Source organism: Micromonospora sp. CPCC 205554 (assembly GCF_036902745.1).
Taxonomy (GTDB): Bacteria; Actinomycetota; Actinomycetes; order Mycobacteriales; family Micromonosporaceae; genus Micromonospora; species Micromonospora tulbaghiae.
The window spans coordinates 546,624-561,583 of sequence record NZ_JBAKHP010000002.1 but is presented as its reverse complement, the minus strand read 5'-3'; the positions used below and the strand labels follow the sequence as shown (position 1 = coordinate 561,583).

The 14,960-nt window shown below is 74.3% G+C and carries 15 protein-coding genes; 9 read left to right on the top strand and 6 right to left on the bottom strand.

Going from position 1 to position 14,960, the window contains the following annotated elements; all coding sequences use genetic code 11:
* The first annotated feature begins 186 nt into the window (after positions 1–186).
* The 9 genes from V6U82_RS05665 to rdgB all read left to right on the top strand — a co-directional run bounded on the left by V6U82_RS05665 (position 187) and on the right by rdgB (position 7,005).
* Positions 187–1,728 (top strand): hypothetical protein, encoded by a 1,542-nt coding sequence (locus tag V6U82_RS05665; protein WP_334459614.1) that lies wholly within the window; start codon positions 187–189, stop codon positions 1,726–1,728.
* Positions 1,729–1,843: 115 nt separating this feature from the next.
* Positions 1,844–2,134, top strand: a complete 291-nt coding sequence (gene clpS, locus V6U82_RS05660) for an ATP-dependent Clp protease adapter ClpS (protein WP_018786685.1) — start codon at positions 1,844–1,846, stop codon at positions 2,132–2,134.
* Between the two features lie 61 nt (positions 2,135–2,195).
* Positions 2,196–2,693 carry a DUF2017 domain-containing protein gene (locus V6U82_RS05655; protein ID WP_181726683.1) on the top strand — a complete coding sequence of 166 codons (498 nt, stop codon included), beginning with the start codon at positions 2,196–2,198 and terminating at the stop codon, positions 2,691–2,693.
* Between the two features lie 55 nt (positions 2,694–2,748).
* Positions 2,749–3,237, top strand: a complete 489-nt coding sequence (locus tag V6U82_RS05650) for a Mov34/MPN/PAD-1 family protein (protein ID WP_128138201.1) — start codon at positions 2,749–2,751, stop codon at positions 3,235–3,237.
* A 67-nt stretch (positions 3,238–3,304) separates the two neighbouring features.
* Positions 3,305–3,643 carry a MoaD family protein gene (locus V6U82_RS05645; RefSeq protein ID WP_047892373.1) on the top strand — a complete coding sequence of 113 codons (339 nt, stop codon included), beginning with the start codon at positions 3,305–3,307 and terminating at the stop codon, positions 3,641–3,643.
* 11 nt (positions 3,644–3,654) lie between these two features.
* Positions 3,655–4,620, top strand: a complete 966-nt coding sequence (locus tag V6U82_RS05640) for a PLP-dependent cysteine synthase family protein (protein WP_013284359.1) — start codon at positions 3,655–3,657, stop codon at positions 4,618–4,620.
* Between the two features lie 225 nt (positions 4,621–4,845).
* A complete protein-coding gene (locus tag V6U82_RS05635) occupies positions 4,846–5,592 on the top strand; it encodes an MBL fold metallo-hydrolase (protein ID WP_128138203.1) in 747 nt (248 codons plus the stop codon).
* Between the two features lie 73 nt (positions 5,593–5,665).
* On the top strand, positions 5,666–6,391 hold the full coding sequence (rph, locus tag V6U82_RS05630; RefSeq protein ID WP_128138204.1) for a ribonuclease PH: 726 nt from the start codon (positions 5,666–5,668) through the stop codon (positions 6,389–6,391).
* Positions 6,388–7,005, top strand: a complete 618-nt coding sequence (gene rdgB / locus V6U82_RS05625; protein WP_334459609.1) for an RdgB/HAM1 family non-canonical purine NTP pyrophosphatase — start codon at positions 6,388–6,390, stop codon at positions 7,003–7,005. The genes rph and rdgB overlap by 4 nt, the downstream gene beginning before the upstream one ends.
* 78 nt (positions 7,006–7,083) lie before the next feature.
* Here rdgB and hutH read toward each other — a convergent pair whose 3' ends face one another.
* From hutH to V6U82_RS05595, 6 genes are read right to left on the bottom strand one after another with little or no spacing between them, the layout of a single operon-like run.
* Positions 7,084–8,622 carry a histidine ammonia-lyase gene (gene hutH / locus V6U82_RS05620; RefSeq protein ID WP_334459608.1) on the bottom strand — a complete coding sequence of 513 codons (1,539 nt, stop codon included), beginning with the start codon at positions 8,620–8,622 and terminating at the stop codon, positions 7,084–7,086.
* Entirely contained in the window at positions 8,619–9,788 is a 1,170-nt protein-coding gene (gene hutI, locus V6U82_RS05615) for an imidazolonepropionase (RefSeq protein WP_334459607.1), read from the bottom strand. The genes hutH and hutI overlap by 4 nt, the downstream gene beginning before the upstream one ends.
* Positions 9,785–11,149 carry a formimidoylglutamate deiminase gene (locus V6U82_RS05610; RefSeq protein ID WP_334459680.1) on the bottom strand — a complete coding sequence of 455 codons (1,365 nt, stop codon included), beginning with the start codon at positions 11,147–11,149 and terminating at the stop codon, positions 9,785–9,787. The genes hutI and V6U82_RS05610 overlap by 4 nt, the downstream gene beginning before the upstream one ends.
* Positions 11,146–12,345: an allantoate amidohydrolase gene (locus V6U82_RS05605; RefSeq protein ID WP_334459606.1), complete on the bottom strand. Its 1,200-nt coding sequence runs from the start codon at positions 12,343–12,345 to the stop codon at positions 11,146–11,148. The genes V6U82_RS05610 and V6U82_RS05605 overlap by 4 nt, the downstream gene beginning before the upstream one ends.
* A gap of 40 nt (positions 12,346–12,385) precedes the next feature.
* Positions 12,386–14,041 carry a urocanate hydratase gene (gene hutU / locus V6U82_RS05600; protein WP_334459604.1) on the bottom strand — a complete coding sequence of 552 codons (1,656 nt, stop codon included), beginning with the start codon at positions 14,039–14,041 and terminating at the stop codon, positions 12,386–12,388.
* A 12-nt stretch (positions 14,042–14,053) separates the two neighbouring features.
* Positions 14,054–14,899 carry a MurR/RpiR family transcriptional regulator gene (locus tag V6U82_RS05595; protein ID WP_334459602.1) on the bottom strand — a complete coding sequence of 282 codons (846 nt, stop codon included), beginning with the start codon at positions 14,897–14,899 and terminating at the stop codon, positions 14,054–14,056.
* Positions 14,900–14,960: the final 61 nt, after the last annotated feature.

Genomic DNA, 14,960 nt, shown 5'->3' with positions numbered 1-14,960 from the left:
CATATCGACCGTGTTCCGTCCGCGTACGCACCGTCACGCAGTGAAGTTGAGTAATCTGTTCATTACCCGTGAGTACCGGATGTGTTGGTTGTCGGATGGCCGACACACGTACTCTTCCGGCAGCCCCCTGCAACCAGGGAAAATCCGCGACCGGTACCCCGGTCGCCCGACCGGGAGGCCCACCTGATGACGCCAGGTCCGCTCCCTTCGGTCGACGTGCCCGGCCCAGGCCGGCAGGCCGAGCCACCCGGATGCGCCCCGCTGCCGACCCGGCTCGGGGTGACCACACCCGGGCCGGACGAGCCGATGGCGGTGGTCGTCGCCGGTCCGGCCGGCGCGAACCGGCGCGAACTGATCGCCGGCCTGCTCGGGGTCGAGGCCGCGACGCTCGCCGTGCCGCCGGGAAGCAACCTGCTGGTCCAGCACGCCGCCACCGCGACCCGCGCCGCGTACGTCCCGGGCTACCGCCAGTCGCACGCCTACGGCGCCGACCCGCTCGCCGCGGGCCCGGCGCTGGCCCGGCCGCCGCGCCGGGTCGAACTGAGCCTGCCCGATCCGCTGCTGCGGCACTTCGCGGTCGTCGACACGCCGGACACCGGCACGCTCGGCGTGGCGGGCGGCCGGGTGCTGCGCGACGCCGTCGGCCGGGCCGGCGCGCTGCTCTTCGTGATCTCCGCCGACCAGGCGTTCAGCGCGGCCGAGCTGCACCTGCTGGCCGAGGTGGCGCGTACTCCGGTCGAGGTGTTCTTCGCCGTCACGCCCGGCGTGACCGGCCCGGCCGGCCCGGGCGACGGCGCACGCCCCCAGGACCGGGCGGCGTCCGGCCCGGCCGGGTCCACCCGCCGGCTCGACCCGGTGTCGGTCTCCATCGAGGCGCACCGGGCGGCGCTGCTGGCCGCGGTGCCGGCGCTCACCCCGGCCCGGTGGTTCCCGGCCCGCCGCGCCGAGCTGCCGCAGCTGCGCCGTGCGCTCGTGGGCTGGGCCGCCGACGAGGCGCTGCGTCGCGGCAGCGCCCGCCCGCCGGTGCCGGCCGGTGCGCACGGCCGGGTGCCGGTGCTCGCCGGCGTCGAGCCGAGTGAGCTGGCCGACCGGATCGACCGTCAGGCCCGCGCCTGCGCCCGCCGGATCCGCCAGCACCTCGCCCTGGAGCTCGCCAACATCCACCTGCGGGTGGTGCAGGAGATCGTCTTCGGGGTCGGCTGCGCCGGCCTGCCGCAGATGCTCGACCGCGAGCTGGAGGCGCTGTCGCTGCTCGCCACCGCCCAGTGCGACGAGGCGGTGCGGGGCCTGGTCGACGAGGCCGCCGCCCGGGTCTTCGGCGCACCGCTGGCCGAGGGCGTACGCCGGCGGATCACCCACGCGGTGCGCTGGGGCCTGGCCGACCACCCGGACGCCCCCGAGCTGGACCGGGTGCTCCTGGTGACCAGCACGGCCGGAGTCGCCGGCCTGACCGGCGCCGGCGCCCTGGACGCGCTGGCCGGGCTGCCCGGCGCGCAGCGCGACGAGGTGCTCCCGCCGGTCGGCGTCGCCCTCAACGGCGGCTGCTGGCAGCACTGGCGGGCGCCCGGCAACAACGACCCGAACGCCGCTCGCTCCTGGGCCCAGCGCGCGTTGCGCGAGGTCGAACTCGAACTGTCCCGCGAGGTGTCCCGCCGCTTCGAGGTGATCCGTCTCTCGCTGGGCGGGGTGCTCGCCGATGCGGTCGACCACGGCATCCTGCTTGCCTGACCACGGCGCCGCCACACGGCGACCCGGGCTCGCGTACGCGGCCCGGGCGGGTGACGACGACCCGCACGCCGTTCCGGTTCATCGGTTCCCCGGATCCGGTGGCACGATGGGGGGCATGGCGGCTCCACAGGTTGCGCCGGTCGAGACGCCGGACACCGAAGAGGTGCCGGTCTCCGACCGGCCATGGGTGACCATCGTCTGGGACGATCCGGTCAACCTGATGACGTATGTGACCTGGGTGTTCCAGAAGCTCTTCGGGTACAGCCGGGAGAAGGCGGAGCGGCTCATGCTGGACGTGCACCACAAGGGCAAGGCAGTGGTCTCCAGCGGCGCCCGGGAGCGGATGGAGCACGACGCGGCGCAGCTGCACGCGTACGGGCTCTGGGCGACGGTGGACCGCTCGTGAGCGCGAGGAGTGAGCCGGTGTTGCGAGCCCCGCACTCGCGAGCAAAGGTGGCGCTGTGAGCATGTTCCGCCGCCGCGGCGACCACTACGTGGCCACGTTCGCGGTCGACGAGGTCCGGGTGCTGCGCAAGGTCGCCAACGAGGTGGTCGGCCTGCTGACCGACGGCTTCGACCACGGCGACCCGGTGGTCGGGCGGCTCTTCCCCGACGTCTACCCGGACGACGACGCCGGCACGGCCGAGTTCCGCCGCTACACCGAGGGCGACCTGAAGACCGGCAAGATCGACCAGGCGGGCGCCGTCCTCGCCGCGCTGCCCGACGGGGATACCGGCGGCGAGGTGCGGCTGGACGCGGAGGCGGCCGAGGCGTGGCTGCGGGCGCTGAACGACGCCCGGCTGGCGATGGGCGTACGCCTGGAGATCAAGGACGGCACCGACCTGGGTGAGGAGCTCGACGACGCGGTGGCCGCGGATCCGGGTTCGTCCCGGGTGTTCCAACTGTCGGTCTACGCCTATCTCGGATATCTCCAGGAATCCCTGCTCAACGCGCTCATCGACTGAGTGGTGACGGTTGCCACCTCGCCGCCCGGGAGGGCCAGGCGCTAGGCTTGGCGGCGTGCTGAGCATCGACCGGTCGATCATCGACGCGATCGTCGCCCACGCGCGTCGGGACCACCCGGACGAGGCGTGCGGCGTGGTCGCCGGTCCCGTCGGCAGCGACACCCCGACCCGGCACATCCCGATGGACAACGCCGCCCGCTCCATGACGTTCTACGAGTTCGACTCGATGGAGCAGTTGCGGGTGTGGCGCGAGATGGACGACCGCGACGAGGAACCGGTCGTCATCTACCACTCGCACACCGCGACGGAGGCCTACCCGTCGCGTACGGACGTCTCCTTCGCCGGCGAGCCGGGCGCGCACTACCTGCTCGTCTCGACCCGCGAGCCCGACACCGAGGAGATCCGCTCCTTCCGGATCGTCGACGGCGTGGTCACCGAGGAACCGGTGGAGATCGTGGATGCCGCCGTGGACCCGAACGCCGTCCAGTCCTACATGTTCGGGCAGAGCCCGGCGACGGTCGACTACGAGTGTTCCGGCCGCTGACTCTCAGCGCCGGCACCTTCCTTTTCCCGTCACCTGGCACGATCCCGAACGAGGAGCACGAGACACCATGGCCATCGAGGTTCGCATCCCCACCATCCTGCGCAGCTACACCGGCGGCGCGAAGGTCGTCGAGGGCAGCGGCGACACGCTCGCCGACCTGATCGCCGACCTGGACTCCCGGCACGGCGGCCTGAAGGCCCGCCTGGTCACCGACGCGGGCGCCCTGCACCGGTTCGTCAACGTCTACGTCAACGACGAGGACGTCCGCTTCCTGGGCGCGCTCGACGCCAAGCTCAACGACGGCGACAGCGTGACCATCCTGCCGGCCGTCGCCGGTGGCGCGTTCGGCTTCGCGGCCGCCGCGGCGATCGCCTCGCACGCGGTCTCCACGCGCGCCGCCCGCTGAGGGGGCCCGCGATGGCGCGGTACGACAGCCTGCTCGACGCCTGCGGCGGCACACCGCTGGTCGGGTTGCCCCGGCTCTCGCCGACGGTCCCGGCCGGGGCGCCGCCGGTGCGGCTCTGGGCGAAGCTGGAGGACCGGAACCCGACCGGCAGCATCAAGGACCGCGCGGCCCTGTTCATGGTCCGCGCGGCCGAGGAGTCCGGCCGGCTGCGTCCGGGTGACACGATCCTGGAGCCGACCAGCGGCAACACCGGCATCTCGCTGGCCATGGTGGCGAAGCTGCGCGGCTACCGGCTGGTCTGCGTGATGCCGGAGAACGTCTCCACCGAGCGGGTGCAGCTGCTCCGCATGTACGGCGCGGAGATCATCTTCTCGCCGGCCGCGGGCGGCTCGAACCAGGCGGTCGCGACCGCGAAGCAGATCTCCGCCGAGCACCCGGACTGGGTGATGCTCTACCAGTACGGCAACGAGGCGAACGCCCGGGCGCACTACGAGACGACCGGGCCGGAGCTGCTCCAGGACCTGCCGGGCATCACCCACTTCGTGGCCGGGCTGGGCACCACCGGCACGCTCATGGGCACCGGGCGCTACCTGCGGGAGAAGGTCGAGGGCATCCAGATCGTGGCGGCCGAGCCGCGCTACGGCGAGCTGGTCTACGGTCTGCGCAACATCGACGAGGGTTACGTGCCCGAGCTGTACGACGCCGGGGTGCTGTCCCGCCGCTTCTCAGTGGGCACCCGGGACGCGGTGCTGCGTACCCGGCAGCTCGTCGAGGTGGAGGGCATCTTCGCCGGGTTCTCCACCGGCGCCATCCTGCACGCCGCGCTCGCGGTGGCGCACGAGGCGGTCCGCGACGGCCGCCGCGCGGACGTGGCGTTCGTGGTCTGCGACGGCGGCTGGAAATACCTGTCGACCGGCGCGTACGGCGGCACCCTCGCCGACGCGGAGGAGGCCCTGGAGGGCCAGCTCTGGGCCTGACGGACCGATTGCCGGTCCGGTCGGTGGCGTGCCCGCCGGCCGGACCGCCGGTCTCGTCCGGAGCGGACGTGTATGGGTGTCACGTTGATGACAACTTCCGGCAGATGATTCTTGCCCGACCGGGGCGACGCGTAGGCTGCGCAGCGTGGCGAGCGCGTCGGTAGAGATCATCGGCGGTGCCGCCGCCGGCGCATCGACTACTCATCGTGAGATCGAGGCCACCGGATGAGACTGACCGTCCTCGGCTGCGCGGGCAGCTTCCCGGGGCCAGAATCCCCCTGTTCGGCCTATCTCATGGAAGCCGAGGGCTTTCGGCTTCTGATCGACTTCGGGGTGGGGTCGCTCTCCACGCTCCAGCGTTACGTCGGGCTGCACGCTCCCGACGCCATCCTCCTCACCCACCTGCACTGCGACCACATGTTCGACGCCGTGTCCTACGTGGTGGTACGCCGGTACGCGCCGGACGGCCCGTACCCGCCCCTGCCGATGTACGCCCCCTCCGGCGCGCCCGACCGGCTGGCCACCGCGTACGGGCAGGAGGAGGGCTCGGTGGAGGACGTCTACCAGTTCTACGGCCTCCAGCCGGGCACGTTCCCGATCGGCCCGTTCACCGTCACAGTCGACCGGATGAACCACCCGGTCGAGACGTACGGGGTGCGGCTGGAGCACGGCGGCCGGGTGTTCTGCTACTCCGCCGACACCGCGCCGTGTGAAGCGCTGCTGCGCCTGGCCCAGGACGCCGACGTGTTCCTCTGCGAGGCGAGCTACATGGACGGCGTGGAGAACCCGCCGGATCTGCACCTGACCGGCCGGGAGGCCGGCGAGGCGGCCACCAAGGCGGGAGTGGGACGGCTCCTGCTCACCCACCTCGTACCGGCCTGGGGCAGCGAGTCGCAGACCGTGGAGGCGGCGGCCGGGGCGTACGCCGGACCGCTGGACGTGGTCCGGCCCGGCGCCTGCTACGACGTCTGAACCCGGCGGCGGCCGGGTCGTGTCGGCGGGCACCCGCGGGCGGTGCGATCACCGCACCGCATAGGGTGCAGGCATGGCGCGACCTGACGGGCGGCAGCCCGACCAACTCCGACCGGTGACCCTGACCCGGGGCTGGAGCACCCACCCGGAGGGCTCGGTGCTCGTCGAGTTCGGCGCGACCCGGGTGCTCTGCACGGCGAGCGTCACAGAGGGCGTGCCCCGCTGGCGCAAGGGCTCCGGGCTGGGCTGGGTGACGGCGGAGTACGCGATGCTGCCCCGGGCCACCAACACCCGCTCGGACCGGGAGAGCGTCCGCGGCAAGGTCGGCGGGCGCACCCACGAGATCTCCCGGCTGATCGGCCGCAGCCTGCGCGCCTGCGTCGATCTCAAGGCGCTCGGCGAGAACTCGATCGTGCTGGACTGTGACGTGCTCCAGGCCGACGGCGGCACCCGTACCGCCGCGATCACCGGCGCGTACGTCGCGTTGCACGACGCGGTGACCTGGCTGGCCGAGCGCAAGGCGCTGGCCGGCAAGGTGGAGAAGGTGATGCACCGCTCGGTGGCGGCGGTGAGCGTCGGGGTGATCGGCGGCGAGCCGATGCTCGACCTCTGCTACGCCGAGGACGTCACCGCCGAGGTCGACATGAACGTGGTCTGCACCGGCACCGGCGACTTCGTCGAGGTGCAGGGCACCGGTGAGGCGGGCGTCTTCGCCCGCGACCAGCTCGACGCGCTGCTCGACCTGGGCGTGGCGGGCTGTCTGGAACTGGCCGACGCGCAGCGGAAGGCGCTCTCGTGAACAAGGTCCTGCTCGCCACCCGGAACCGGAAGAAGCTGGTCGAACTCCAGCGGATCCTGGACGGCGCGCTCGGCGCGCACCGGATCGCCCTGCTCGGCCTCGACGACGTCGAGGAGTACCCGGAGCTGCCGGAGACCGGCCTCACGTTCGGTGAGAACGCGCTGATCAAGGCGCGGGAGGGCTGCCGGCGTACCGGCCTGCCGACCATCGCCGACGACTCCGGGCTGGCGGTGGACGCGCTCAACGGCATGCCGGGTGTGTTCAGCGCCCGCTGGTCGGGCCGGCACGGCGACGACCACGCCAACCTCCAGCTCGTGCTGGACCAGGTCGCCGACGTGCCGGACGAGCACCGGGGCGCCGCGTTCGTCTGCACCGTCGCGCTCGTGCTGCCCGGCGGCAAGGAGCACCTGGTCGACGGCCGGCAGTCCGGCCGGCTGCTGCGCGCGCCGCGCGGCGAGGGCGGCTTCGGCTACGACCCGATCTTCCTGGGCGACGGCCAGGAGCGCACCAACGCGGAGCTGACGCCCGAGGAGAAGGACGCGGTCAGCCACCGCGGCAAGGCGCTGCGGGACCTGGCCAAGCTGGTCGCGAAGGTGCTCCCACCCGCTGCCTGACCTGCTTCCGGACGCCGCCGGTGCCCGGCGGCGAACGCCGGCCGGGCACCGGCCGGCCGGAGCGCCGGACCGGCCCGCTCAGCCGAGCGGGCCGATCTCCCGTTCGATCGCCGCGCGCAGCTCGGGACCGCGCACCACCTCGCGCGCCGCCTCCATCAGCGGCGCGAGGAACACGTCCGGCCCCGGCTCGCCGATGGTGCCGCCGAGCGCGTCCAGCGCCGCCCGCCCGGCCGGTGACGGGGTCAGCGGCGCGCGGAGCTGGAGCCCGCGTACGGCCGCCAGCAGCTCCACCGCGAGCAGGCTGGTCAGGTTGTCCAGCACCGTGCGCAGCTTCTTGGTGGCCGCCCAGCCCATCGAGACGTGGTCCTCCTGCATGCCGCTGGTGGGCAGCGAGTCGACCGAGGCGGGCGCGGCGAGCCGGCGGTTCTCCGCGACGATCCCGGCGGCGGTGTACTGGGCGATCATCAACCCGGAGTTCACCCCGGCGTCGGGGGAGAGGAACGCGGGCAGCTCCCGGGAACGGGTGACGTCCAGCAGCCGGTCCACGCGGCGCTCGGCGATCGCGCCCACCTCGGCGGCGGCGATGGCCAGGTAGTCGGCGGCGAAGCCGAGCGGCGCGCCGTGGAAGTTGCCCGTCGACTCGACCCGCCCGTCCGGCAGCACCACCGGGTTGTCCACCACCGACAGCAGCTCCCGACCGGCCACCACCTCGACGAAGTCGAGCGTGTCCCGGGCCGCGCCAGCCACCTGCGGGGCGCAGCGCATCGAGTACGCGTCCTGCACCGCGTGCGCCAGGTCGTCGCGGTGCGAGTCCATCACCGCCGAGCCCTGCAGCAGCCGGTGGATGTTCGCCGCCGACGCGGCCTGGCCCGGGTGCGGGCGGATCGCGTGCAGCTCGGGCAGGAACGGCCGCTCCGAGCCGAGCATCGCCTCGATGGCCAGCGCCGCCGTCACGTCCGCCATGGCGAACAGGTGCCGGGCGTCGGAGACGGCCAGTAGCAGCATGCCGAGCATGCCGTCGGTGCCGTTGATCAGCGCCAGCCCCTCCTTGGCGGCCAGCGACACCGGCTTGAGCCCGACCCGGCGCAGCGCGTCGGCGGCCGGGATGCGGTCACCGGCCGGGCCGAGCACCCAGCCCTCACCCAGCAGCACCAGCGCGCAGTGCGCCAGCGGCGCCAGGTCGCCGGACGCGCCGAGCGAGCCGTGCTCGGGCACCCACGGGGTGACCTCGTGGTTGAGCAGGTCCACGAGCGCCTCGGCGACCAGCGGGCGGACCCCGGAGCGGCCGAGCGCCAGCGAGCGGACCCGCAGCAGCATCATGGCGCGTACCACCTCGCGCGGCATCGGCGCGCCCACCCCGGCGGCGTGCGAGCGGATCAGCGCGTGTTGAAGCTCGGCCCGGCGCTCCGGGGCGACGAACGTGTTCGCCAGCGCGCCGAAGCCGGTGGAGACGCCGTACACCGGACGGCCGGCCGCCTCGATGCCGTCCACGATGGACCGGGAGGTCGCCATCGCCTCGGTGGCGGCCGGGTCGAGCACGACCTTGGCGGTGCCGCGGGCCACCGCGAGCACGTCGGCGGCTGTGACGCCGGTGGACAGGATGGTCACGGTGGTCATCGCGGTACTCCGTTGTGCAGGACCTGGCGGATCAGTGGCACGCCCGGCCGGTAGGCCAGGTGCAGGTGGGACGGTGCGTCGAGGATGATCAGGTCGGCTCGCGCCCCGGGCGTCAGCCGGCCCACGTCGGTGCGGCGCAACGCCGCCGCCCCACCGGCGGTCGCCGCCCACACCGCCTCCGCCGGCGTCATCCGCATCTCGCGTACGGCGAGCGCGACGCAGAACGGCATCGACGACGTGTACGACGAACCGGGGTTGCAGTCGGTGGCCAGCGCGACCGTGACGCCCGCGTCGAGCAGCCGGCGGGCGTCCGGGTACGGCGACCGGGTGGAGAACTCGGCGCCGGGCAGCAGCGTGGCGACCGTCTCCGAACCGGCCAGCGCGTCGACGTCGGCGTCGGTCAGGTGGGTGCAGTGGTCGACGCTGGCCGCGCCCAGCTCCACGCCGAGCCGAACGCCCGGCCCGGGGCCGAGCTGGTTGGCGTGCAGCCGTACGCCCAGACCGGCGGCCTGCCCGCAGTCGAGGATCGCCCGCGCGTGGTCGGCGTCGAACGCGCCCCGCTCGCAGAACACGTCGATCCAGCGGGCGTACGGCGCGGCGGCGGCCAGCATCGGCCCGCACACCAGGCCCACGTAGTCGTCGGGGCGGTCTGCGTACTCGGCGGGGACGACGTGCGCGCCGAGGAACGTGGTGTCGTCGGTGAACTCGGCGGCGATCCGCAGCGAGCGGGCCTCGTCGGCGACGGTGAGGCCGTACCCGCTCTTGATCTCGACGGTGGTGGTGCCCTGCCGCAGCATCTCCGCGCGCAGCCGGCCCACCGAGGCACGCAGTGCGTCGTCGGAGGCGGCGCGGGTGGCGCCCACAGTGGTGCGGATGCCGCCGCCGGTGTAGCGCTCGCCGGCCATCCGGGCGGCGAACTCGGCGGCCCGGTCCCCGGCGAAGACCAGGTGGGCGTGGCTGTCCACGAAGCCGGGCAGCACCGCCGCGCCACCGGCGTCGATCCGCCGGTCGGCGGCCGGCGCGTCGCGGGCCGATCCGACCCAGGCCACCTGCCCGTCCTCGATCAGCAGGGCGGCTTCGCGGCGGACACCCAGCGGGTCGCCGTCGCGGCCGTCGTTGGTGACCAGCTCGCCGATGTGGTCGACGAGCAGGCTGCCACGCGTCACGAGTCCTCCTTCGCGGTCACCGCCGCGATGGCGTCCCGCAGCTCGGTGGGCACGTCCACGGTCAGGTGCCGGCCGCCGTCCACCACGGGCCGGCCGTCGACCACGACGCTGGTCACGTCGGCGGCGGTGGCGGCGAAGAACGCGCCGACCGGCGGGATCCCGGCGGTGCGGGCGCTGTCCAGCCGGACCGTCACCAGGTCGGCGCGCTGCCCGACGGCTAGCCGGCCGGCGTCGCCCCAGCCCAGCGCGGCGTGCCCGCCGACGGTGGCGGCGCCGACCAGCTCGGCCGGCTTGAAGTGCCCCCGCCTGCGGGTACGCAGCCGCTCGTCCAGCTCGACCGCGCGGGCCTCCTCGAACAGGTCCACCACGGCGTGACTGTCGCTGCCGAGGCTGAGCGGGCTGCCCGCGTCGGCCATCCGGCGCGCCGGGCCGATCCCGTCGGCCAGGTCGCGTTCGGTGGTGGGGCAGAGGCAGACGCGGGTGCGGCTGTCGCCGAGCAGCGCCACGTCGGCGGCGGTCGGGTGGGTGGCGTGCACGGCTGTGGTGTGCGGGCCGAGCACGCCGTGGTCGGCCAGCAGCCGCGTCGGGGTGCACCCGTGCACGGCCCGGCAGGCGTCGTTCTCGGCCGGCTGCTCGGACAGGTGCACGTGCAGCGGCAGCCCGTTGCGGTCGGCCCAGCCGGCCACCGTGGCGAGCTGCCCGGCCGGGACCGCGCGCACCGAGTGGATGGCCGCACCGAGCCGGACGTGCTCGTCGGCCGGGCGGAACGCGTCCACGCGCTGCGCCCAGCGCAGCGCGTCGCCGTCACCGAACCGGCGTTGCGGCCCGGCCAGCGGCGCGCCGTCCACGCCCCCGGCCAGGTACGCGGTGTCCAGCAGCGTGAGCCGGATCCCGGCGTGCGCGGCGGCCTCCACGAGCGCGGCGGACATGGCGTTCGGGTCGTCGTACGGGGTGCCGCCGGGACCGTGGTGCAGGTAGTGGAACTCGCCCACGCAGGTGATCCCGGCCAGCGCCATCTCCGCGTACACGGCGCGGGCCAGCGCCAGGTAGGAGTCCGGGTCGAGCCGGATCGCGACGGCGTACATCAGGCTGCGCCAGGACCAGAAGTCACCGCGCCCGTCGTGGGTGCGCCCGCGCAGTGCCCGGTGGAACGCGTGCGAGTGGGCGTTTGCGAGGCCGGGCAGCGTCAGCCCGGGCAGCCGGACCGCGTCGGCGAGCACCTCCACCCCGGCGGTCGGCGGCCCGTCCACGGTCAGCGGGGTGACAGCGGTGAGCCGCCCGTCGGTCGCCTCGATCAGCACGTCCCGGGTGGGCTCGGCGCGGTCGGGCAGCCAGGCGTACTCGGCCAGCCAGCGGGTCAGCGGCATGCCAGCTCCTCCAGCACCCGGGCCAGGGCGGCCACCCCGGCGGCGCAGTCGGCGTCGGTGGCCGCCTCGGCGGGGGAGTGCGACACCCCGGTCGGGTTGCGCACGAACAGCATCGCGGTGGGCAGGTGCGCCGCCAGCACTCCCGCGTCGTGCCCGGCGCCGGTGGGCAGCACCGGCGCGCCGAGCAGCGCGGCCAGCCGGTCGGCCAGCCCGTGGTCGAACGCGACGAGCGGGGTCGCCGACTCCTGGGTGCAGGTCAGCGCGGTCCCGTCGCGGCCGGCCCGGTCGGCGGCCTTGGTGCGTACCGCCTCGACCAGACCGTACAGCGTCTCCGCCTCGGCCGCCCGCGCGTCCAGCCAGCCGGTGACCCGGGACGGGATCGCGTTGGTGGCGTTCGGCTCGACCGACACCCGGCCGACTGTGGCGTGCGCGTCGCGCAGCCGGGCCTCCTTGTTCGCCGCCAGCACGGTGAACGCGTAGGTGAGCATCGGGTCGCGGCGGTCGGCCATCCGGGTCGTACCCGCGTGGTTGCCCTCGCCGGTGAAGTCGAACCGCCACCGGCCGTGCGGCCAGATCGCCGACGCCACAGCGACCGGCGCGTCCCCGTCGGCGAGCGCGCGGCCCTGCTCGACGTGCAGCTCCACGAAGGCCGCGAAGCGGCCGAGCAGCGCCGGGTCGGCGCCCACCGGCCGCTCGCCCAGCGCCTCGGCGAAGGTCGTCCCGGCCTGGTCGCGCAGCCCGGCCGCGCGGTCGACGTCGATCTCGCCGGTGAGCAGCCTCGACCCCAGGCAGGGTACGCCGAACCGCGCGCCCTCCTCCTCCACGAACGCGGCCACCACCACCGGCCGGTCCGGGGTGACGCCCGCGGCCCGCAGCTCGTCCACGGCGAGGAACGCGCTGACGATGCCGAGCGGACCGTCGTACGCGCCGCCGTGCGGCACCGAGTCGAAGTGGCTGCCGGTGAGCACCGCGTCCCCGGCTGCCGGGTCGCCCCACCAGGCGAACAGGTTGCCGTTGCCGTCCTCGGACACCGGCATGCCCCGCCGGTCGGCCTGCTCCCGGAACCAGCCGCGCAGCGTGCGCTCCGGCTCGGTGAGCGCGTAGCGCAGGTAGCCGCCGCTGCCGGCGTCCCGCCCGACCGGCGCGATCTCGTCCCACAGTGCGCGGAACCGGTCCGCCAGGTCGGTCACCGGTCCCGCCTCTCGCCCGCGACCGCCCGGCGCGCGGCGCTCACCGGCCGCCCTCGGTCATGGGGACGCGCACGCCGGTGCGCTCGGCGACCTCGCGGGCGTCGTCGTAGCCGGCGTCGACGTGCCGGATCACGCCCATCGCCGGGTCGTTCGTGAGCACCCGCTCGATCTTCTGCCCGGCCAGCTCGGTGCCGTCGGCCACGCACACCTGCCCGGCGTGGATGGACCGGCCGATCCCCACGCCGCCGCCGTGGTGGATCGACACCCAGGACGCGCCGCTCGCGGTGTTGACGAGCGCGTTCAGCAGCGGCCAGTCGGCGATCGCGTCGGAACCGTCGGCCATCGCCTCGGTCTCCCGGTAGGGGCTCGCCACGCTGCCGCAGTCCAGGTGGTCCCGGCCGATCACCACGGGCGCGCTCAGCTCGCCCGAGGCGACCATCTCGTTGAACCGCACCCCGGCGCGGTCGCGCTCGCCGTAGCCGAGCCAGCAGATCCGCGCCGGCAGGCCCTGGAACGCGACCCGCTCGCCGGCCAACCGGATCCACCGGGCGAGGGACTCGTTCTCCGGGAACAGGTCGAGGATGGCCCGGTCGGTGGCGGCGATGTCCTTCGGGTCGCCGGAGAGCGCGGCCCAGCGGAACGGCCCCTTGCCCTCGCAGAACAGCGGCCGGATGTACGCGGGCACGAAGCCGGGGAAGTCGAACGCCCGCTCATACCCGCCGAGCTTGGCCTCGCCCCGGATCGAGTTGCCGTAGTCGAACACCTCGGCGCCCGCGTCCAGGAAGCCGACCATCGCCTCCACGTGCTTCGCCATCGACGCCCGCGCCCGGTCGGTGAACTCGGCCGGCTCGGCCGCCGCGTAGTCCCGCGCGTCGGCGAGGTCCACGCCCTCCGGCAGGTACGACAGCGGGTCGTGCGCGCTGGTCTGGTCGGTCACGATGTCGATGGCCACACCCCGGCGCAGCAGCTCGGGGAAGACGGTGGCGGCGTTGCCGACCACCCCGACGCTGAGCGCCCGCCGGTCCCGCTTCGCGGCCAGCGCCCGCTCGACCGCGTCGTCCAGCGAGTCGGCGATCTCGTCGAGGTAGCGGTCGTGCGCCCGTCGTTCCAGCCGGGACCGGTCCACGTCCACGATCAGGCAGGCGCCGCCGTTCATGGTGACCGCGAGCGGCTGCGCCCCGCCCATCCCGCCGCACCCGGCGGTGAGCGTCAGTGTCCCGGCGAGCGTGCCCTCGAAGCGCCTGGCCGCCACCGCGGCGAACGTCTCGTACGTGCCCTGGAGGATGCCCTGGGTGCCGATGTAGATCCAGGAACCGGCGGTCATCTGCCCGTACATGGTCAGGCCGAGCGACTCCAGCCGGCGGAACTCCGGCCAGGTGGCCCAGTCGCCGACCAGGTTCGAGTTGGCCAGCAGCACGCGCGGCGCCCACTCGTGGGTGCGCATCACCCCGACCGGACGGCCGGACTGCACGAGCATCGTCTCGTCGTCGCGCAGGTCGGTCAGCGTGCGCACCAGCGCGTGGTACGACGGCCAGTCCCGGGCCGCCTTGCCGGTGCCCCCGTAGACCACCAGGTCCTCGGGACGCTCGGCGACCTCCGGGTCGAGATTGTTCATCAGCATCCGCAGGGCGGCCTCCTGCGGCCACCCCTTCGCGGTGCGTGCGGTGCCGCGGGCGGCGCGGACGGGCTGGTGCATCTCGTACTCCTCTCAGCCGAGGAACAACTGGCGGCGGGCGGCGGACGACTCGAACGCCTCGAGCCGGTTCTGGGTCTCGGCCGGCGCGGCGTCGCAGATCGCCTGGAGCACCACCATGGCCAGCGTCATCGGGGCGGTGTGCAGGTCGAAGACCAGATCGGCGCCGACGGCGGCGGGCAGCACCACCTCGGCGTGCTCGGTGGCCGGGCTCACCGGCGAGTCGGTGATCGCCACGACGGTCAGCCCGGCGTCCCGGGCCTCGCGCAGCGCGTCGAGGGTCTCCCGGGGGTAGCGGGGCAGCACGAACGCGAGCATCGCCGTCGCGCCGGCCGCGACCGCCTGGTCCAGGCGGTCGACCAGCATGCTGCCGCCGTCGTCGAGGACCCGCACGTCGGGGTGCACCTTGGCGGCGAAGTACGCGAAGTACGCGGCGAGCGGCGCGGCGGCGCGCAGCCCGAGCACCGGCAGCGGACGGCTGGCCGCGAGCAGCTTCCCCACCGCGGCGACCCGCCCGGCGTCGGCGAGCTGCGCCGCGAGCCGGTCGAGATTGTCCCGCTCGGCGTGCACCGCCCGTTGCAGGGCGTTGCCGGCGGCCGGTCCGGCCGAGCCGGTGACCGTGAGTTCCCGCAGGCGGCGGCGCAGCGCGGGGTAGCCGTCGTGCCCGAGCGCCATGGCGAACCGGGTCACCGACGGCTGGCTGACGCCCGCCAGCTCGGCCAACTCGGCGGCGGACAGGTACGCCGCCGTTCCCGCGTGCCGCACCAGGCAGTGGGCGATGCGGCGCTGGGTCGGGGTGAGCCGTACGCCGTGGAACAGGTCGAGCAGGCGGTCGGGGGAGGCCGCACCGCTTTCATTCACCCCGCGACTCTATGCATGAAAACTTTCAGAGCGCAAGAGTGGCCCGACCGCAGGGAGATCC

Excerpts from the sequence above, each read along its gene's own strand:
- hutH (WP_334459608.1), bottom strand. The coding sequence starts at position 8,622 with ATGACCACCGTGACCATCCTGTCCACCGGCGTCACAGCCGCCGACGTG.
- V6U82_RS05635 (WP_128138203.1), top strand. The coding sequence starts at position 4,846 with ATGAGACTGACCGTCCTCGGCTGCGCGGGCAGCTTCCCGGGGCCAGAA.
- V6U82_RS05645 (WP_047892373.1), top strand. The coding sequence starts at position 3,305 with ATGGCCATCGAGGTTCGCATCCCCACCATCCTGCGCAGCTACACCGGC.
- clpS (WP_018786685.1), top strand. The coding sequence starts at position 1,844 with ATGGCGGCTCCACAGGTTGCGCCGGTCGAGACGCCGGACACCGAAGAG.
- hutU (WP_334459604.1), bottom strand. The coding sequence starts at position 14,041 with ATGCACCAGCCCGTCCGCGCCGCCCGCGGCACCGCACGCACCGCGAAG.
- V6U82_RS05655 (WP_181726683.1), top strand. The coding sequence starts at position 2,196 with ATGTTCCGCCGCCGCGGCGACCACTACGTGGCCACGTTCGCGGTCGAC.
- V6U82_RS05640 (WP_013284359.1), top strand. The coding sequence starts at position 3,655 with ATGGCGCGGTACGACAGCCTGCTCGACGCCTGCGGCGGCACACCGCTG.
- V6U82_RS05665 (WP_334459614.1), top strand. The coding sequence starts at position 187 with ATGACGCCAGGTCCGCTCCCTTCGGTCGACGTGCCCGGCCCAGGCCGG.
- rph (WP_128138204.1), top strand. The coding sequence starts at position 5,666 with ATGGCGCGACCTGACGGGCGGCAGCCCGACCAACTCCGACCGGTGACC.